Origin of the sequence: Qipengyuania sp. ABI-127-1, from assembly GCA_022953095.1 — a bacterium.
Classification (GTDB): Bacteria; Pseudomonadota; Alphaproteobacteria; order Sphingomonadales; family Sphingomonadaceae; genus Qipengyuania.
This window is the reverse complement of sequence record JALJCR010000001.1, coordinates 1,636,057-1,654,892: the sequence shown is the minus strand read 5'-3', so window position 1 is coordinate 1,654,892 and position 18,836 is coordinate 1,636,057. Positions and strand designations below refer to the sequence as shown.

Genomic DNA, 18,836 nt, shown 5'->3' with positions numbered 1-18,836 from the left:
GATGCGTCCCTACCCTTCTCTTTGATTATTCTTCTGCGCATCGCCCGTTTCGGCGAGCGGATCGCGCGCAAATCGCATGATCACGCGCGTGCCCCCGGTTTCGACCGAGGTGAATGTCATTTCCCCGCCATGCTCCTCGACGATCTTGTTCACGATCGCGAGGCCCAGACCAGTGCCCTTCTCGCGTGTCGTCACATAAGGCTCGAGAATGTTTACTCGGTCCTGCGGCAACCCGATACCATTGTCCTGCACGGAAACGGTCACGGCTTCATCGTCCGCCTGGACCTCCACTAGAATTTTACCGCGGTAATCCACGTCGGCAGATTGCGATTTCGCTTCAATGGCTTCGTAAGCATTCTTTAGTGTATTTGTAAGCGCCTGGCCGAGTTGATGCCTGTCACACTGAATACGTTGGGGGCCATCGGGCGCCTGCAAGCGGTAATCGACGGCGGGATGCGCGACCTCCTGGAGGAACAGCGACTGGCGAATGAGATCAATCGCGTCCTCAGGTCGGAAGCTCGGTTTGGGAAGGCGCGCAAAACTGGAGAACTCATCGACCATTTTGCGCAGGTCACCCACTTGCCGAACGATCGTGCTGGTCAGCTCATCGAACAATTCGCCATCGCTTTCGATCTGCTTGCGATAGCGCCGCTTGAGACGCTCGGTAGCCAATTGGATCGGTGTCAGGGGATTCTTGATTTCGTGCGCAATCCTGCGCGCGACATCCGACCAGGCGGCCTGTCGCTGGTCCAGCAATTGGCGCGTGATATCCTCGAAGGTGATAACGTGTCCGTCGCTTTCACGCCTGATCTTGACGGCAAGCGTCAGGAGTTCGCCCTCGCGACTATGCGATACGACACCTTGCGAAAGCCCTCCGCGCACCATCGATGCGATCTGCGGCGCCAATTGGTCGAGCGTCGCATCCGGCCGATTCCCGCTGACGGACCTGCCGAGCATGGCCTGCGCCGGCCCATTCATCAGCAAAACGCAGAGATCCTCGTCTACCGATATGATTCCCGCGCTGACGGATTCCAGAACAGCCTCGATAAAGCTACGGCGCTCCTCCAGCTCGGTATTGGCCGAGAGCAACGCATCGGTCTGCTTTTCCAGTTGCGCTGTCATTCGGTTGAAAGCGCGATTGAGCAGGCCGATCTCGTCCGCCCCCGTCCGCCCTTCGACACGCAAAGCGAAATTCCCCGCACCCACCTTGCGCGCCGCCGCGACGAGATCGGTCAGAGGTTCGACCTGGCGATCGGCGAACCGCAGCGCGAACCACACGGCCAGGCCAACCAATGCCAAGGATACGAAAAACAGCGCAAGATTGAACCGTAGCTGCAATGCGCGGGCGCGCTTGGTCAGTTCGTCGTAAGCGGTGGAAATCGAACGCGCGGATTGCCAACTGCGGAAGGTCCCGGCTTCGGCATTACGAGCGGTGTAGAGGTAGATTCCCGCATCGCGGTCGATGGGCGCGACCGCTTCGATACGTTCGGGGCTCCCCCGCACGGCCACCTGCTCGCCGCCTGAAAGCACTTCCAGCGAATCCTGAGCAAAGGCGCGGGGGTCGCTATCTTCGTTGAGACCGTACACGACGGCTGTACGCATCGTCGTGTCCGGCATGGCCTGCAAAATCGCGCTCTCGATGACGTCGCGCGGCTCGGCCTGGTACTGATAGACGAGCGCGAAATTCGGATCGGTTACTTGGACCCTGCCGAGGATTGCACGCATATCCATCGCCATGGAGATTGTCTCGTTCGCAAGATCGAGCTGATTCTCTTCGTAATATCCCTCCGCGAGCTGGTTGGCATTTTCCATCAGTCCGCGGGAATCGTCGGAAAACCAGAAATCGACTCCCGACTGAAATAGAAATGCCGCGAACCCTGCAACCAACAGCGTGGGTACTGCTGCGATCATGGAGAAGAAGAATACGAGACGAACGTGCAAGCGTGCCGTGCTCCCCGCGGCGCGGCGCAGCGCGATCCTGCGTCCGGCCAGCACCAGCAAGGCCATTGCGGGGATGAGCGTTCCGATCAGCAGCCCTGCCACTTGTCGGGATGGCAGCAATGCGCCGTTCGGAGGGGCATTGGTGAAGGTCGCCCACGTGCTCGCCACCATGACGAGGAAGGCAATCGCCGCTACGATTTCGACATAGGCAATGAAGTTCTGACGCCGCGATGCCACAACGAATCTTCGCCACCATCGCGGGGTCTGTCGTCTCGTATCTGCAAAGTTGGTGGCCATCGTGGCGCGCATACAACGCCACTGTTGCACGTTTGCAAGTATAAATACGACAAAAGGAGGGGTGTAGCGGTCGAGCGCCCTTCCCTCAGCGCCTTCGGCCGAAATCCTCCGGCGCGATCCCAAGCTCGGATAGCCGCTTGCGCAAGGTGTTGCGATTGATCCCCAGCATCCGGGCCGCGCGCAGCTGATTGCCACCTGTCCGCGCGAGAGCGAGTTCGAACAGCGGGGTTTCGAAAGCCGCAAGGGCGGCATGGTAAAGCGTCCCATCGGCGGGACGCACGTCCTCTACCCAATCCTCCACGGCCGCCTCGAACCCACGCTTTTCCCCGGTGTTCGGATCGAGAGCCGACTGCGGCAATACATCTTCGACTGCCGAGCGATCGATGACGTCGTCGCGCGCCATGAGTGCGAGACGGAATACCGCGTTACGCAATTCGCGCACATTGCCACGCCAATCGCGCTGTTCGAGCGCCTCCACGCCGCTGGAGACTGCTTGTCGCGCAGGTAATCCCTCTGCCGCAGCCTGCCCCAGGAAATGCCGCACCAGAGCGCCGATGTCCTCTCGGCGCTCGCGCAGCGGGGGAAGGTGGATCGGAACGACATTGAGGCGATAATAGAGATCCTCGCGGAAGCGCCCGTCGGAGATCATCGGGGTCAGATCCCGGTTTGTGGCGGCGACGATGCGCACGTCGACGCCGATTTCCTGGCGGCCGCCCACGCGGCGAATCTTTCCCGACTGGAGAGCGCGCAGCAGGCGTGTCTGCGCCTCAGCAGGCATGTCTCCGATTTCGTCGAGGAACAGCGTGCCGCCATTGGCCTGTTCGAACTTGCCGATTTGTTGGCCCACGGCCCCCGTGAAAGCGCCACGCTCGTGTCCGAAAAGTTCGCTTTCGAGAAGATCGTGCGGGATGGCCGCCATGTTGACCGCAACGAACGGGCCGGTCTTGCGTGAACCCAGCTCATGGATGGCCTCTGCCACCAGCTCCTTCCCCGTGCCGCTTTCCCCCGTGATCAGCACGGTAAGATCGTTGCGCAAGACGCGGGTGATCATCCGGAACACGCCTTGCATGGCAGGGCTGCGCCCGATCAGCGGCAAGGCGTCGTCATCGTCCGCAGCTTGATCTTGGGACGCGGGTCGGCTCGCAACCGCCTGCGTTACGGCCTGGGTGAGCTCATCCAGGTCGAAAGGTTTGGGGAAGTATTCGAACGCATTGCTGTCGCTCGCCCTTACTGCGGTATCCAGCGTGTTCTGCGCCGAGAGGACGATCACCGGCATATCGGGGGCCTGCGCGCGCACGGCCTCGATCGACGCCAGACCGTCGCCATCCTGCAGAACTACGTCGGTCAGCATGACGTCGAAGTGCCGCTCGGCCAAAAGCACATCGCGCTGGGCAATACTCTCGCACCTCGTCACGTCGAAGCCATCGTCGCGCAGCGCTTCGGTGATGACCGTTGCTATGCTCCTATCGTCTTCGACCAGCAGAACCGCGTGCGCCATGAAATGTCCTACCCTGCCGCTACCGGCAGATTGATCCGAAAGTGGGTTTCGCCAGCGCGCTCGTCGCGCTCGTGCGATATGCGTCCTCCCATGTCGCGCAACAACTTGCGTACGAGAGCCAGACCGAGGCCCTGCCCCTGAGGTTTGCTCGACACAAAGGGCTCGAACACATGTTCGTGAAGCGCTGGATCGATGCCCGGGCCGCTATCGATCACGGTGATTTCGATCGGCAGGCGCGTGACCTTCCCAAACCGGATGGTGTTGAAAACCAGACCGCTGGCGAAGCGCGTACGAACCTTCACCCGGGCATCGTCGATTCCCGCGCTGGCATCGCACGCATTCGCCATCAGATTTATGAGGACCTGCTCGAGCGCGCCCTGATCTGCCGCTACCGGAGGGAGCGATGGGTCGAACTCTTCCACCAGTTCGCAAGGCTCGGCACGGCCCGCCCGCACGGTGCCCATCGCATTGCGGATGGCCTCGTGCAGATTGCACGGACCTGTAATCTCGACCGGCTTTGCACCGAGTTGCTGCATCCGATCGATCAATTGGGCAATTCGGTCGACTTCGGCGGATATCATTCGCGCCAGCGGTTTGTCCTTTCCCGCCACCCGCCGCGCGAGCAACTGGCTCGCCCCGCGAATGGCGGAGAGTGGATTCTTGATTTCGTGAGCCAATACCGCGGGAGCCCGCAGCTCTACCCGTTCATTCTCGTCGTCATCGATCTCGGGTTGACCGGCGTCGGACAGTGTCAGCACACGCCATCCGGCAGCGCCATGCAGCGGTGAACTGCTGATGTTTACCCGCCGCTCTCCTTGCGCCGTCGCGATGGTCACGCCCCGCGCGACTATCCGCGCTTCCGCGCTGCGCAGCGTGTCGCTCAATCGCTGGTCGGAAATGCCGACCACATCCCAGAAACGCTTCTCGCACAGCTTGCGTGCGCTGCGACCGAACATCTCCTCCGCTGCATGGTTGGCCTCCACGATGAGATCATCCTCGTCGAGCAGCAATACGGCGAAGATCAGCGCGGCGATCTGGGCACGCGCGTCGGGTACGCCCGTGCTTGTGGTCACGCGGCGCGGCGATGCATGAAAGGTTCGTAAAAGCGCTCGATCTCGTCGAGGACCGTGGCGGGATCGTCGATGAAATTGACGAAGTTTCTGAATTCCGCCGAACCGTGCAAACCCTTGGTGTACCAGCCAAGGTGCTTGCGCGCGATCTTGGTGCCAACACCTTCGCCGTAATGGTCGAGCATCATCTTGTAGTGTTCTACAAGTACGGCATATTGCTCGTCGAAACCGGGGCTCTCGAGAACTTCGCCCGTTCGCCACCAATGCATGACCTGGCCCAGCAACCACGGTTTGCCGTAGGCACCGCGACCGATCATGATGCCGTCGGCACCCGACTGGTCCAGTGCCCTGGCGGCATCGGCAATGGTGCAGATATCGCCATTCGCAATGACCGGAATCGACACGGCATCCTTCACCTTGCGGATGAAGGCCCAGTCGGCGCTACCCTTGTACATCTGGTTACGGGTGCGGCCGTGGACGGTGATCATCCTGACGCCGAGATCCTCGGCAATGCGTGCCAATTCGGGGGCGTTGAGATCGGCATGATCCCAGCCCATGCGCATCTTCACCGTCACCGGAACGTCGACCGCCTTCACGGTCGCTTCCATAAGCCTGGTCGCCAGGGGCACCTCACGCATCAGGGCCGAGCCTGCCAGTTGGCCGACCACCTTGCGCACCGGGCAGCCGAAGTTGATATCGATAATGGCCGCGCCATTGTCCTGCTGAAGTTTCGCGGCTTCGGCCATGCTGTCGGGATCGCAGCCCACGAGCTGCATCGAAACCGGCTCCTCCGTCGTATCCCAAGCGGCCTTCTGAATGCTTTGACGCGTTTCGCGGATCGCGGCTTCGCTGGCGATCATTTCGGTCACATTGAGGCCTGAACCATAGCGGCGGACCAGCTTGCGAAACGGGAGGTCGGTAACCCCCGTCATCGGCGCAAGAACGACCGGTGTGTCGATCGACACGTCTCCGACAAGGATCGGCTTCGGCGGCGCCGCTGGAAAAGGGTGTGTGCTCATCGGAAATTCAATGCCTAAATATTGGGCAGCGACATAGTGCGTTGCGACCAAAACGGCAAGCGGCTAGCGCGCAGCATCGATATGCAGGACACAGGCCCCCTCCCCCAATTCGCGGCAATCGTCGTTGCCGCCGGCAAAGGTCTGCGCGCGGGGCAAAAACTGCCCAAGCAATTCGCGATCTGGAGGGGCAAACCGGTATTGCGGCATTCGGTCGAAACGCTGATCTCTGCCGGCGCGGATCCGTTGGTTATCGCGATTCCCGCCAATGGCGAACGCGCAGCGCGAAATGCGCTCGCCGGGCTGACGGGTTTTACGCTGGTCGCCGGCGGCGAAACACGGCAGCTTTCGGTCGCCCGCGCGCTCGAGGAAGTTGGCGAGGCCGACCGGGTTCTGATTCACGATGCGGCGAGACCGCACCTGCCCGTCGAGGTCATTGATCGTCTGCTGTCCGCATTGGAGAAGACGGAGGGTGCTATTCCGGTCCTCCCGGTCGTGGATAGCCTGTCGATCGACACGGACGGTATGATGACCGGAAGCGCGCAGCGCGAACAGCTTCGCCGTGTCCAGACACCGCAGGCATTTCGATATCGGCCTATTCTCGAAGCCCACCGTGCGTGGGATGGCGAAACCGATGCGGGGGACGATGCGCAAGTGCTGCGCGCGGCAGGGGGCGAGGTTGCCCATGTGCAGGGCGACGAACACCTGGCGAAACTGACATTCGCGGAGGACTTCATGAAGGTTGCACCAGCCATTCGCACCGGAATGGGGTTCGATGTCCATCGCCTCGCCGAAGGGGAGGAATTGTGGCTCGGCGGTATTCGCATCGAGCATGACAAGGGGCTCGCCGGGCACAGCGATGCCGATGTCGCGCTACATGCCATCGTGGATGCCTTGCTCGGCGCCGTCGCCAAGGGCGATATCGGCAGCCACTTTCCGCCGAGCGATCCGCAATGGCAGGGAGCCAGCAGCGATCGCTTTCTCATCCATGCCGGTAAGCTGGTCGGCGACTCCGGCTACCGTGTCGGCAATATCGACCTGACGATTATCTGCGAAGCGCCAAAAATCGGCCCGTATCGTGATGCGATGCGCGAACGGATCGCCAATCTGCTCGACATTGACATCGGAGCGATATCGGTAAAGGCCACCACGACCGAACGGCTCGGCTTCGCCGGGCGCGGCGAAGGCATTGCCGCGCAGGCGATCACTTCGGTCATCAGGGAGTAGGCGAATGGGCATGAAACGGAACAGCAGGATAGTCACGACATTCATGACCGCCATCGCGCTCGTCCAGGCAAAGTCCGCGTCGGCACAGGCTTGCCTCGCCCCCGACGATGTGACCGATGCCGGGATTTATGCGATCCCGGTCGTGGCCGATGGTTTTCGCGTGTCATGCACCCCGCATCTCGCCGCAGACGGTTTCTTTGCGACGCAAGGCGAGGACTTCGTCGCTCCCTACAGCGCGATGCAGAGCGAACACTGGCCCGGCACGCTGCGCGTATTCCTCGCTCTGGCCGCCAGTGGCGGGGCCGATGAACAGGCCGGTGCCTTGGGCGAGCTTCCCGCCGATGCGCTCCGCCCGATCGTCGACGCGTTCCTTGCCCAGAAGGTCGGCGAGGAGATCAAACCGAAGGACTGTTCGAAGATCGAACGGGCGATGGAACTGCTCGCGCCGTTGCCGCCCGAAAACCTCGGCGGCCTTCTGACCTTCATCCTCGACGTTACCGGCGTCAAGGAGCCCGCGATCTGTGAAACGGAAACGCAATGAGCGACGGTCTCCTCCCGCCCGAGATCGAAGAGCTCGCGAAGCGCGTGGTCGAAGCGAACAGCGCAATAGGCCGCAAGGTGACCGTGGCGGAAAGCTGCACCGGCGGCCTGGTAGCCGCCGCTCTGACCGAGGTGCCCGGGTCTTCCTCCGTGCTCGACCGCGGTTTCGTGACCTATTCGAACGAATCGAAGATGGAATGCCTCGATGTCTCGCTCGAGATCATAGAGACTTTCGGTGCCGTATCGATCGCCTGTGCTTGGGCCATGGCGAAGGGCGCACTGGAAAGAAGCAACGCCGATATTGCGGTCGCGATCAGCGGGGTTGCCGGGCCTGCCGGAGGCACCGATCTGAAACCCGTGGGTACCGTGGTCTTTGCCCGCGTGGTTCGCGGTGAGGAAGGCGAACCCGAAGGCGAGCTCAAGCGTTTCGAACCGGCTTCGCGCGCCGAAATACGCCGCGAAGCGACGATATGCGCGCTGGAATTGCTCCTGCCCTAGAGGTTGGCTACGGCGTTTTCACGGCCATAGAGTTCGTCCGCGCGATCTTCGAAAGCCTGGACCATTTTGCGAAACGCGCGGTCGAAATACTGCCCGGCCAGAGCTTCGAAGACGGCATTGCGGAAAGTGAATTCGACGCAGAAATCGACTTCGCACCCCCCATCATCCGTGGCGGTGAAGGTCCAATTGTTGTCGAGATCCTTCAACGGACCGTCGACGTAGATGACCTCGATATGATCGGGCCGATGCTTGAGCACCCGCGAGGTGAACTTTTCGCGGATCGCCTTGAAGCCGACCAGCATGTCGGCGACCATTTCGGTTTCGCTGTCGCTCCGCACGCGCGTCGCGACAACCCAAGGTAGAAATTCTCCATAGCGGCCGACGTCGGCGACCAGATCGAACATCTGTTCCTGGCTGTACGGTAGGCGACGTTTCTCGTTTATACCGGGCATCAGGCGCCCTGTTTGGTGAGTTTCGCTTCGCGCGCGGCACGCATTTGCGCAAAGTCGTCACCGGCATGATAGCTCGACCGGGTCAGCGGGCTCGAGGCTACCTGGAGGAAACCCTTGGCCCGGGCAATCGCCCCATAAGCGGCGAATTGCTTAGGCGTGACGAATTCCTCCACCTTCGCATGCTTGGGCGTGGGCTGGAGATACTGGCCCATGGTGATGAAATCGATATCCGCGCTGCGCATATCGTCCATCACCTGGTGCACTTCGAGCCGGGCCTCGCCGAGACCGAGCATGATGCCCGACTTGGTGAAGATCAGCGGGTTGTGCGCCTTGACCTCTTCGAGGAGTCGCAGCGAGGCATAATAGCGCGCGCCCGGGCGGATCGTCGGGTAGAGGCGCGGCACGGTCTCCAGATTGTGGTTGAAGACGTCGGGGCCTGCCTCGCAGATCTCGGCGATCGACTGCTTCATCCGCCCCTTGAAGTCGGGTGTGAGGATCTCGATCGTTGTATCGGGCGTTTCGCGGCGCAGCGCGGTGATGACCTTGACGAACTGGCTCGCCCCGCGATCCGGGAGATCGTCGCGGTCGACGCTGGTGATGACGATATGTTCAAGCCCCATCGCGGCGGCCGCGGCGGCGGTGTGTTCTGGTTCCAGCGGGTCGACCGGCATCGGCATGCCCGTCTTGATATTGCAGAATCGGCAGGCGCGCGTGCAGGTATCGCCGAGGATCATCACCGTGGCGTGCTTCTTGGTCCAGCACTCGCCGATATTGGGACACGCCGCTTCCTCGCAAACGGTGTGCAAGTTCAGTTCGCGCATAAGCTTGCGCGTTTCCTGATAGCCGTGGCTGACCGGCGCCTTTACCCGAATCCAGTCGGGTTTGCGCTGCATCTTGGGGCGTTCGCCCTCGGGCTTGGGCGGGGAGGAGAGGTCGTTCATGTCGCGGCCCATCTAGGCCCTCGCCGTCCGGGCCGCAACCATGGCATTCGCATTAGGAAGCGGGCTCCGAAAGATCGATGGGAATGCGTTCTCCCGTCAGAGGATCGGATGTGGCCAGCGTTTCCTCCTCGCCCTCGGGCAACGGAATGAGTTCGCTGCGTATCTCACGGCGATCGAGGTCCATTACGGCGCCCTTCCCGCTGATCATATGGGCAATTGCGGTCAGCCCGATCGTCACCGGTTCGGGATCGATCGCGTCGAGCGCTATATCGCTCGCTTGCAAGGCGACCTTCGTGCCGGAGATCTCCGAGCCGATATAGTAAAGTTCGGCGAAATACCCTTCCTTCTCGATCAGCAGTTCTCCTCCGCGCGCCGTCAGAAGAGGGAGCTTGCACGGGGTCCGGCAGGAATTGCCGAAATTGTTGCTGACGAGCGCTCCTGTCGGCGCGGTCGCGACGTCGACCTGCTGGGCGGGTTTCAGGGCGTGACCCTTGACGAAATAATTGGGTCCGCACGCACTCAGCGCCAAGAGGCTGACCGTAGCTATTGCGATTTTTCTTTTCATATCCCCTCCCCGATCAGGCCGAGGACTGGTGCGCACACTGTGAACTCGTACTGAATGCCGCTTGCCGCGCGTCGAAGCCAGAGCTACCGCGACGGACATGGACGCTACGACACTCCAGACATTCACCTCTCCGGTGGTGCTCTTTTTCGTACTCGGCCTGCTGGCAGCTTTTGCAAGGTCGGACCTCGCCATTCCGGAAGCAATCGCCAAGGGCATGTCGCTCTATTTGATGGCGGCAATCGGCCTCAAGGGCGGTGTCGCGGTTTCCGAATCGGGTTTCAGCCTGACGGTTGCCGTCGCGCTCATCGCGGGTATCGCCGCCGGATTTATCCTGCCGATCTTCGCGTTCTGGCTGATCCGCGGTTTCGGACGGCTCGACCGGATCAACGCCGGTGCGGTTGCCGCCCATTACGGTTCGATCAGCGTCGTGACCTTCGTGACCGCCGTCGAGATTCTCGAATTCCAGGGCAAGCCTTCCGGTGGCTACATGGTCGCGGTCATGGCTACGATGGAAAGCCCCGCAATCCTTGCCGGTCTGCTGCTGGCGCGCGGGTTCGGCAGCGACGATGGCCAGAGCATGCGCGAAATGCTGCACGAAGTGTTCTTCAATTCGTCGGTCGTGCTGCTGCTCGGGGCGTTTGCCATCGGGCTGATCGGCGGGACCGACGGATTTGCCGATGTCAGTCCCTTCTTCGAAGCAGGGTTCAAGGGCGTGCTGTGCATCTTCCTGCTCGACATGGGACTGATCGCGGCGCGGCGCATGATGGATTCGCGCGCCATTACCTGGCGCCTCGCCTCGATCGCGATTTTTCTTCCGCTGGTGAACGGTGCAGTGGGAACGATCCTCGGCACGGTCGTCGGGCTCGACGTCGGTTCGGCCGCCGCGCTTGGCGTACTGTGCGCCAGCGCCAGCTACATCGCGGTCCCGGCAGCCATGCGGCTTGCCCTGCCCGAAGCCGATCCAGGCATCTACCTGACCATGTCGCTCAGCATTACCTTCCCCTTCAACGTGTTGATCAATATCGGCCTGATCAGCGCCTTCGCTTCGATGATCGCCGGACAGGGAGGCCTCGCGCCATGATCGAAACCGTAACCCGCAAGCGGATCGAAATCCTTGCCGACGTGGCCTTGGTACGCCGCGTCACCGACGCCATCGATCGCGCCGGGATCACCGGATGGACGATCACACCGGTGCAGTCGGGCAAGGGCCGCGACGGTCACTGGCGCGAGGAACGTGTGATGGGAACCGACAAGGTATTCGTTCTCACTATTGCTCCGGAAGGCAAGGCCATGGCGCTGGCCGAAGATCTCGCGCCGATTCTGACCAGTCACGGCTTGTTGCTGACGATGTGGGATATTCAGGTCATACGCGGAGAGCGGTTCTGATGCCCGAATTCGCCGAACTGCTCGAAGGGTACAAGCGCTTCCGCAAACAAGGGTATCCGCGCCAGAAAGCGCGCTACGACACTCTGGTCAGCGAAGGTCAACATCCGAAACTGATGATCATCGGCTGTTCCGACAGCAGGGTGGACCCGGCCCAGATCTTCGATGTCGATCCGGGGGAAATCTTCGTGGTGCGCAATGTCGCAGCACTGGTTCCCCCCTTTGAAACATCGCCCGGGCAGCATGGCGTTTCGGCCGCGCTTGAATTTGCCGTGCAGTTTCTTCAGGTTCGACAGATCGTCGTGATGGGGCACGGCATGTGTGGCGGTTGCAAGGCAGCGCTGACGCAGGACCTGTATGGCAACCAGTTGGGGGAAGGCGGCTTCATCGCCAATTGGGTTCATCTGCTCGACGAGGCGCGCGATCCCATAGCCCGACGCTATGGGACCGAGAGCCGGGAAGCGGAACGAGCGATGGAAATGGCAGCGGTCGGCGTCAGCATCCAAAACCTGCGCACCTTTCCATGCGTACGCGAGAAGGTTGCAAGTGGAGACCTCAAGCTGCGCGGCGCGTTCTTCGCCATTTCCGAGGGTGTGCTCTATGTCCGCAACGAGGAGACGGGCGAATTCGAGGCTGAGGAATAAGTCCTTGAACGGCGGGCCTGGGCAAGACATCTAGCGATGCCATGGCAGACTTTGAACCGCGCAACATCGCCCTCCTCATCGATTCCGACAATGCGAGCCCGACCGGCATCGATCCGGTCCTCACCGTCCTGGCGGAACTCGGCCAAGTCAACATCCGCAGAGCCTACGGGAACTGGCGCAAGGCCAGTCTCAAGGGGTGGATCGACCTGATGCACCGCTATGGCATCGAACCGCAGCAGCAGTTCGACATGACCAAGGGCAAGAACGCCACCGACATGAAGATGACCATCGACGCGATGGACCTGCTTTATCGCGGACGTGTCCACGGGTTCGGGATCATGAGTTCGGATAGCGATTTCATGCCACTCGCGATGCGCATCCGACAGGAGGGCCTACCCGTCTATGGTTTCGGCGGCGCGAAAACACCGGAGGCCTTCCGTCAGGCCTGCACGCGCTTCATCGACGTGAACGCTCTGGTGAAAGCCGAAAAAGAACAGAATGGCAAAAGCGGACCGAGCGGCAATTCCAATGTCCTCGACCAGGATTTGCTCGACTTGCTGTTCGATGCCTATGCGGCAAGCAAGCGTGACGAAAACGGTTTCGCGAAGCTGGCGGAAGTCGGCCAGCGGGCGGGCAATCGGTCGAGTTTCGACACGCGCAATTACGGTTTCGCTCGGCTCACCGACCTTATCGAGGCCATCCCCAACTTTTCGGTCGAGCGCCGCGCCAATGGTCAGAGCTTCGTAAAACGGCTGCGCTGACGAAAAAAGGGCGCGAACCGAAGATCGCGCCCTTTCTCGTGATGGGTGAGTACCGCCTTTACATCGCGGCGCCATCTGCTTGCTGGGTGGCGTATATCGCCCAGAGGTTGGCGATCGCCTGGCGCGCGCCCTCGACCTTGTCGAAGGTCGCCTTCGCCTCGGCCAATTTGCCTTGGTCGAACTGCGCGATACCCAAACGTGTGAGGACCATCGGCGTGTTTGCGCCCGGCATGTTCACCGCCTTTGCGTAATAGGTCTCTGCATTGGCCGGTTCGCCCAGGCCGAGAAGCGTATCGCCAGCAGCGAGAACTGTGGCGATCGAGGCGCTAGCCTTGTCCGCATCAGCCTTCAGACCCGCCAGGTCGGCGCGGTCCTTGGCAGCGCGCTCTGCGGCCTGACGGCGGGTGTCGACGACATAGGGATCGGTTTTGTCGAGAACCCCCTTCGCATATCCCTCGTCGATGAGCGATACGACCTCCGCCGGAAGGCGGCGATAATCCGCGGCATCCATGTACTCGAGATAGAGCTTGGCATCGTTCAGAACGCCAGCACGCTGACCAAGCCGCAGCAGGTCGAGAATCTCGGGGTTCTGATAGCCACCCGTATTGAGCAGGATCGCCACGGCGTCACGCCAGCTCTCGTCGCTCGGATGCTGGGTGACGTACCAAGTGGAATACTTCCTCACCTCGGAGTTGAGCTGATTGTTGTAGGCTTGCGCAAGGCCTCGCCGCAGCCAGCCCTCGTCGACGGTCTCACCCGCTGCGATTTTCGCATTGATCAGATCGCTGAGATAGCTCAGCCCCTGTTGCGGCTGATTTTCGGCGAAATAGCTTTCGGCCACGAAGATCATCGGATCGTTTTCGGTATAGCCAGCGTCGGCCGCAGCCTGGAAATAGGGGCGCGCCTTCGCATAATCCTTGGCGGTATACGCCACCTGTCCGGCCACGAAATTGAACTGGCCAATTTTGTCCTCGGGAACCTTGCCGCTCTTCAGCATCATTTCCATACCCTGCAGGGCTGCTGCCTGATCCTGGTTCTTGGCACCGTTGGAATAGATAAAGCTGCCCGCCGCATACCGATCGTCATCGGTTTCCACGGCTGCCACGAGGCTGGGAATACCTGCCTTGATCGCCGGATAATCGACCGCCTCGGCCGCAGCGATCGTTTCGAGCGGCTTGTAGGCTTCGATAAAGCCTTTCGAGTATTGCGGTTTGGCCTCCTTTTTCTTCTTTTCCTTTTGCGCGAAGGCCGGGGCTTCGAGCGCAGCAACGGCAAAAGCCCCGCCGGTCGCGAGCGCAATGGCAAGAGCGAAGGTCGAAGCCGCGCTATTCTTGCGGCCGAGACGAGTGAAAATCATGTGAAAACTCCCAAGAGTGGACAGGGGTTCGAACGCACGAAGCGACAGATCGCAATTGGTTGGGCGGCACATGCCGCGTGTGCGTTCTCATTGCAAATTTTTCTACCCTGGCGGTGCTGAATACGGATTGAATGCGCCTTCTGTTCCTCGTTCATGGTCATCCTTGGCACAAGCCCTACCCATATGTGGAAAAAGCGCACGAAACCGGACGATGGTTCCCGCATTGTGTGGCGCTGCTCCCCCCTTTGGCCTAAGGTTGGGGGCACCAGAACATAAGCAGTTCGCAATACGGAATTTCACGTTTTGTCCAACGACACCGACATCCTGGATACCCCCGCCCCCGGCGGAGATGATTACGCACGCATCGACATCGTCGATGAGATGAAGACGAGCTATCTGGATTACGCGATGAGCGTGATCGTCAGCCGCGCTTTGCCCGATGTGCGCGATGGTCTGAAGCCGGTCCACCGCCGCATTCTTTTTGCCAGCCAGGAAGGTGGTTTCGTCGCGGGGCGCCCCTATCGCAAGAGCGCGAAGATCGTCGGTGACGTGATGGGTAACTATCACCCGCATGGCGATTCCGCGATTTACGATGCACTCGCCCGGATGACGCAGGACTGGTCGTTGCGCGTACCCTTGGTCGATGGCCAGGGGAATTTCGGTTCGATGGACCCCGATCCGCCCGCCAGCATGCGTTACACCGAGGCGCGGCTTGCACGTGTGGCAAATGCCCTGCTCGACGATCTCGACAAGGATACTGTCGATTTCACCGACAACTATGACGGGTCACGGCGGGAGCCGACCGTCCTTCCCGCCCGCTTCCCCAATTTGCTGGTCAACGGCGCCGGCGGGATCGCGGTCGGCATGGCAACCAATATCCCGCCACATAATCTCGGCGAAGTGATCGATGGCTGCCTTGCTTTCATCGAAAACCCGGCCCTCACCTCGGAAGAGCTGTTCGAAATCATTCCGGGACCCGACTTCCCGACCGCTCCCCTGATACTCGGCAAGTCGGGCGCCCGCGCGGCATATACCACGGGACGCGGTTCGATTCTGATGCGCGCGCGCCATGAGATCGAGACCAAGGGCAATCGGCAGGCGATCGTACTGTCGGCGATCCCCTATCAGGTCGGCAAGAGCGGCTTGGTCGAGAAGATCGCCGAAGCGGCCAAGGAGAAGCGGATCGAGGGAGTCTCGGACATTCGCGACGAATCGAGCCGCGAAGGCGTGCGGGTTGTCGTCGATCTCAAACGCGATGCCTCACCCGAGGTCGTGCTCAACCAGATTTGGCGTTACACGCCCGCGCAGGCGAGTTTCCCGGCCAATATGCTCGCTATACGCGGCGGTCGACCCGAGGTTCTTACCCTTCGCGACTTCGTACAAGCCTTTATCGGCTTCCGCGAGGAAGTTATCACTCGGCGCACCAAGTTCGAGCTGAACAAAGCGCGCGAACGGGCGCACATCTTGCTCGGCCTCGTTGTCGCGGTTTCGAATCTCGACGAAGTCGTGGCGATGATCCGCGGATCGTCCAACCCCGCCGATGCCCGCGCCAAGCTGCTCGCCAAGGAATGGCCGATCGGCGATATCGCGCAATACATCGCGCTGGTCGAAGCGATCGAACCGAACGACGAGCAGACCGGCGGCACCTATCGGTTGTCCGAACGTCAGGTGAAGGCCATTCTCGACCTGCGTCTTCATCGCCTGACGGCACTGGGTCGCGATGAGATCGGCGATGAACTCAAAGAACTCAGTTTCGCCATCGAGGAATATCTCTCCATTCTGGCGGATCGCGTAAAGCTCTACAGCGTGATGCGCGAAGAACTCGTTGAAATCCGCAACACCTACGCGACCCCGCGCATCACCGAAATCGCACCGGCTTGGGACGGGATCGAGGATGAGGACCTCATCGAGCGCGAGGAAATGGTCGTGACGGTGACCCATGGCGGCTACATCAAACGCACCCCGCTGGACGCTTTCCGGGCACAGAACCGCGGGGGCAAGGGCCGCAGCGGGATGGCGACCAAGGATGAAGATGCCGTGGTCGAGATGTTCGTCACCTCGACGCACAACCCGGTGCTGTTCTTCACCAACACAGGCCGCGTCTATCGCCTGAAGGTCTGGAAACTGCCCGAAGGAGGCCCGCAGACCAAGGGCCGCCCCATGGTCAACCTCCTGCCCCTGGGCGATGAGGAGCGGGTCACCAATGTTCTCCCGCTCCCCGAGGACGAGAACGAATGGGCGAAACTCAACATCGTCTTCGCGACCGAGCAAGGCATGGTGCGGCGCAACTCGATGGATGCCTTCACCAATGTCCCCAGCAACGGCAAATATGCGATGGGCTTCGTCGAGGGCAGCGGCGACCGCCTTATCGGCGTGCGTTTGCTTACCGAGGATAAGGAGATCTTCCTCGCTTCCGATGCCGGCAAGGCTATCCGCTTCGCTGCAAGCGACGCGCGCGAGACGAAAAGCCGCACCGGCATCGGGGTGCGCGGCATGAAACTGAAGGATGGGGAAAAGGTCGTCTCGATGGCCGTGCTCGACGCAGGCGAACGCGATACCGAGGTTCGCGATGCTTATCTGCGTGCCGCCGACTGGAAGAACAACGAGAACGCCCCGACGCTCGACCGGGATAAGATCACCGAAATGGCCGAGGCAGAGGAGTTCATTCTCACGCTGACCGCCAACGGTTATGGCAAGATTTCCTCCGCCTACGAATATCGTACGACCGGGCGTGGTGGCCAGGGCCTGACCAATATCGGCGAACCCTCGAGCAATCCAAACCGGAATGGCCATGTCGTGGCCAGTTTCCCGGTCCGTCATGGCATGCAGTTGATGCTGGTAACCGACCAGGCCAAACTGATCCGTCTGCCGCTCACTTTCCGCCATCTGATAGATGGCGGGTTCGAGAGCCATGAGGGCTTCTCGATTTCGGGCCGCGGGTCTTCGGGCGTGCGCATCTTCAATGTGGCGAAGGGCGAACAAATCGTCAAAGCGGCGAGGATCGACGAAAACGAGGAACCGGAAAACGAGGCCGAGGAAGCGGTGGCGGATGAGATCGCGGATCGCGGCGGCTTCGACAAGACCGAGCCTTACACCACCAAGCATTCGGACAAGAATATCGACGGGGAACCGGGCGGATGAGCCTGACGGTCGAGCCCAGCGGCGAGGCGTGCGGCGCGTATGTCACCGGGCTCGACCTGTCGCAGCCGCTAACGGATTGGTTGACGGCGGAGATCCGCTCGCTCTGGCTCGAACACAAAGTGCTGGCCTTCCCCGGACAGTCGATGAGCGATGACGCGCTCGAGGCGTTCACGCTTGCAATGGGAGGCTTCGGCGATGACCCTTTCTTCACACCGATTGAAGGGCGCGAGCACATCGCCGCAATCCTGCGCGAGGCCGACGAACAGACGCCGCTATTCGCCGAGAATTGGCACAGTGACTGGAGCTTCCTCGAACATCCGCCCGCCGGAACCTGCCTGCTGGCGGTCGATATTCCGCCCAAGGGCGGCGATACGTTGTTCGCCGACCAGGCCGCCGCATTCGCTGCCCTGCCCGACCAGCGCAAGGACTACCTCCGCGAGCTCACGGCGATCCATAGCGCTAAGCTCGCTTATGCACCTGAAGGCACCTATGGAAAGCGTGATGAGGGGCGATCGATGGCGATCGAGCCCGATGAAAGCGCACGCGCGACTCAACTGCATCCGCTCGTCCAACGTCATCCCGAAACCGGCGTGGAATGCCTCTATTCCACCCTTGGCTATATCGTCGGGATAGAAGGCATGATCCAGGCCGAAGCGATCGCGCTGCTATCCGACCTCGCGCAATGGCAGGCACGCGACGCGTTCGTCTATCGCCACCGATGGGAACACGACATGCTGGTCATGTGGGACAATCGCTCGGTCCTGCACAAGGCGACCGGCGGTTATGAGGGATATCGGCGCGAACTGCACCGGACCACGATTGCGGCCTGGAGCGGCTAAGCCCCTGTGGGGGCCGGATCCTTGCGCAGGGTCTGCACGACGCCAGTGGCGATCAGGAACTGCCCGCCATAATAAAGGGGCCAGATGAGCCATTCGGTGACCGATCTCGGTAGCGCCCCTGCCTCTCCGGCGAAAATCAGCAAATCGCTGACGACGAACATGACTGCACCGGCCCCGACCCGATAGCGCGGGAATCGGCTCAGCCATGCCGCTGCGGCCATTGCGCCGACCACCCCGGAATAGGCTGTCGCGACATGCCAGTTGTTCACCGGATAGGTAATCAAACCGGCAATCACCGGGGTCAGGAGAAGAAGCGCGGCAGCCGTCATCACCTGACTGCTGCTGGCATGTTCGCGCCGATTGCGCAGGTAGAGAGCGATGGCAATTGCATGCCCCACGGCGAAGAGGCTGCCTCCGCCAAGGAAGCTGAGTTCGAGAGCGACGTCGCCCATGGCGCCGAACATGAGAACGGCCGCGATCAGGAGACCATCGACGCCCTTGCCCCGAAACGCCGCGTAGATCGCCAGAAAGGCGACACCGGCGCCCTTCCACAACATGAGCCAGGCCCCGCCGATCGGATCATCGGACACGAAGAAATAGCTGACTCCGGCAACGAGGCTCGCGAGAAGCCAAGGACGATGTTTGGCAAGAGCGGGATGAGGCATT

18 protein-coding genes are annotated in these 18,836 nt (G+C 61.2%); 9 read left to right on the top strand and 9 right to left on the bottom strand.

From position 1 onward, the window contains the following. Nucleotides 1-9 precede the first annotated feature (9 nt). The 4 genes from MUY37_RS08140 to dusB all read right to left on the bottom strand — a co-directional run bounded on the left by MUY37_RS08140 (nt 10) and on the right by dusB (nt 5,825). Nucleotides 10-2,238: a sensor histidine kinase gene (locus MUY37_RS08140; protein WP_499194843.1), complete on the bottom strand. Its 2,229-nt coding sequence runs from the start codon at nt 2,236-2,238 to the stop codon at nt 10-12. A gap of 85 nt (nt 2,239-2,323) precedes the next feature. Then, on the bottom strand, nt 2,324-3,736 hold the full coding sequence (ntrC, locus tag MUY37_RS08135) for a nitrogen regulation protein NR(I) (protein ID WP_499194842.1): 1,413 nt from the start codon (nt 3,734-3,736) through the stop codon (nt 2,324-2,326). 8 nt (nt 3,737-3,744) lie between these two features. Beyond that, nucleotides 3,745-4,809 (bottom strand): two-component system sensor histidine kinase NtrB, encoded by a 1,065-nt coding sequence (locus tag MUY37_RS08130; protein ID WP_499194841.1) that lies wholly within the window; start codon nt 4,807-4,809, stop codon nt 3,745-3,747. Then, nucleotides 4,806-5,825, bottom strand: coding sequence for a tRNA dihydrouridine synthase DusB (gene dusB, locus MUY37_RS08125; RefSeq protein WP_236924023.1), 1,020 nt, complete (start codon nt 5,823-5,825; stop codon nt 4,806-4,808). Before dusB ends, MUY37_RS08130 begins: the two co-directional genes overlap by 4 nt. Before the next feature lie 81 nt (nt 5,826-5,906). On the opposite strand from dusB, the gene MUY37_RS08120 reads away from it, so the two are divergent. From MUY37_RS08120 to MUY37_RS08110, 3 genes are read left to right on the top strand one after another with little or no spacing between them, the layout of a single operon-like run. Continuing rightward, on the top strand, nt 5,907-7,049 hold the full coding sequence (locus MUY37_RS08120) for a bifunctional 2-C-methyl-D-erythritol 4-phosphate cytidylyltransferase/2-C-methyl-D-erythritol 2,4-cyclodiphosphate synthase (RefSeq protein WP_499195133.1): 1,143 nt from the start codon (nt 5,907-5,909) through the stop codon (nt 7,047-7,049). 10 nt (nt 7,050-7,059) lie between these two features. Further along, on the top strand, nt 7,060-7,590 hold the full coding sequence (locus MUY37_RS08115) for a hypothetical protein (protein ID WP_499194840.1): 531 nt from the start codon (nt 7,060-7,062) through the stop codon (nt 7,588-7,590). Continuing rightward, on the top strand, nt 7,587-8,087 hold the full coding sequence (locus MUY37_RS08110) for a CinA family protein (RefSeq protein WP_499194839.1): 501 nt from the start codon (nt 7,587-7,589) through the stop codon (nt 8,085-8,087). The genes MUY37_RS08115 and MUY37_RS08110 overlap by 4 nt, the downstream gene beginning before the upstream one ends. Here MUY37_RS08110 and MUY37_RS08105 read toward each other — a convergent pair. The 3 genes from MUY37_RS08105 to MUY37_RS08095 are packed head-to-tail and all read right to left on the bottom strand — an operon-like array spanning nt 8,084 to nt 10,045. Then, complete coding sequence (locus MUY37_RS08105; protein ID WP_499194838.1) at nt 8,084-8,539, bottom strand: type II toxin-antitoxin system RatA family toxin; 456 nt, start codon at nt 8,537-8,539, stop codon at nt 8,084-8,086. The genes MUY37_RS08110 and MUY37_RS08105 overlap by 4 nt on opposite strands. Continuing rightward, on the bottom strand, nt 8,539-9,480 hold the full coding sequence (lipA, locus tag MUY37_RS08100) for a lipoyl synthase (RefSeq protein WP_499194837.1): 942 nt from the start codon (nt 9,478-9,480) through the stop codon (nt 8,539-8,541). Before lipA ends, MUY37_RS08105 begins: the two co-directional genes overlap by 1 nt. Nucleotides 9,481-9,532: 52 nt before the next feature. After that, nucleotides 9,533-10,045 carry a hypothetical protein gene (locus tag MUY37_RS08095; RefSeq protein ID WP_499194836.1) on the bottom strand — a complete coding sequence of 171 codons (513 nt, stop codon included), beginning with the start codon at nt 10,043-10,045 and terminating at the stop codon, nt 9,533-9,535. Nucleotides 10,046-10,142: 97 nt separating this feature from the next. Here MUY37_RS08095 and MUY37_RS08090 point away from each other — a divergent pair, with 97 nt between their 5' ends. From MUY37_RS08090 to MUY37_RS08075, 4 genes are read left to right on the top strand one after another with little or no spacing between them, the layout of a single operon-like run. Beyond that, nucleotides 10,143-11,126: a sodium-dependent bicarbonate transport family permease gene (locus MUY37_RS08090; RefSeq protein ID WP_499194835.1), complete on the top strand. Its 984-nt coding sequence runs from the start codon at nt 10,143-10,145 to the stop codon at nt 11,124-11,126. Then, nucleotides 11,123-11,431, top strand: a complete 309-nt coding sequence (locus MUY37_RS08085; RefSeq protein ID WP_499194834.1) for a P-II family nitrogen regulator — start codon at nt 11,123-11,125, stop codon at nt 11,429-11,431. The genes MUY37_RS08090 and MUY37_RS08085 overlap by 4 nt, the downstream gene beginning before the upstream one ends. Then, nucleotides 11,431-12,072 carry a carbonic anhydrase gene (locus MUY37_RS08080; protein ID WP_499194833.1) on the top strand — a complete coding sequence of 214 codons (642 nt, stop codon included), beginning with the start codon at nt 11,431-11,433 and terminating at the stop codon, nt 12,070-12,072. The genes MUY37_RS08085 and MUY37_RS08080 overlap by 1 nt, the downstream gene beginning before the upstream one ends. 41 nt (nt 12,073-12,113) lie before the next feature. Next, a complete protein-coding gene (locus MUY37_RS08075) occupies nt 12,114-12,833 on the top strand; it encodes an NYN domain-containing protein (protein ID WP_499194832.1) in 720 nt (239 codons plus the stop codon). 58 nt (nt 12,834-12,891) lie between these two features. Here MUY37_RS08075 and MUY37_RS08070 read toward each other — a convergent pair whose 3' ends face one another. Further along, nucleotides 12,892-14,190 (bottom strand): hypothetical protein, encoded by a 1,299-nt coding sequence (locus MUY37_RS08070; RefSeq protein ID WP_499194831.1) that lies wholly within the window; start codon nt 14,188-14,190, stop codon nt 12,892-12,894. A gap of 303 nt (nt 14,191-14,493) precedes the next feature. Between MUY37_RS08070 and gyrA the strand changes: the two genes are divergently transcribed. Together gyrA and MUY37_RS08060 are read left to right on the top strand one after the other, a co-directional pair. Further along, the gene (gene gyrA, locus MUY37_RS08065) at nt 14,494-17,331 is read left to right on the top strand and encodes a DNA gyrase subunit A (protein WP_499194830.1); all 2,838 of its coding nucleotides are present in this window, start codon (nt 14,494-14,496) and stop codon (nt 17,329-17,331) included. Beyond that, nucleotides 17,328-18,170 carry a TauD/TfdA dioxygenase family protein gene (locus MUY37_RS08060; RefSeq protein ID WP_499194829.1) on the top strand — a complete coding sequence of 281 codons (843 nt, stop codon included), beginning with the start codon at nt 17,328-17,330 and terminating at the stop codon, nt 18,168-18,170. Before gyrA ends, MUY37_RS08060 begins: the two co-directional genes overlap by 4 nt. Here MUY37_RS08060 and MUY37_RS08055 read toward each other — a convergent pair. Then, nucleotides 18,167-18,835 carry a lysoplasmalogenase family protein gene (locus MUY37_RS08055; RefSeq protein WP_499194828.1) on the bottom strand — a complete coding sequence of 223 codons (669 nt, stop codon included), beginning with the start codon at nt 18,833-18,835 and terminating at the stop codon, nt 18,167-18,169. The genes MUY37_RS08060 and MUY37_RS08055 overlap by 4 nt on opposite strands. Nucleotide 18,836 lies beyond the last annotated feature (1 nt).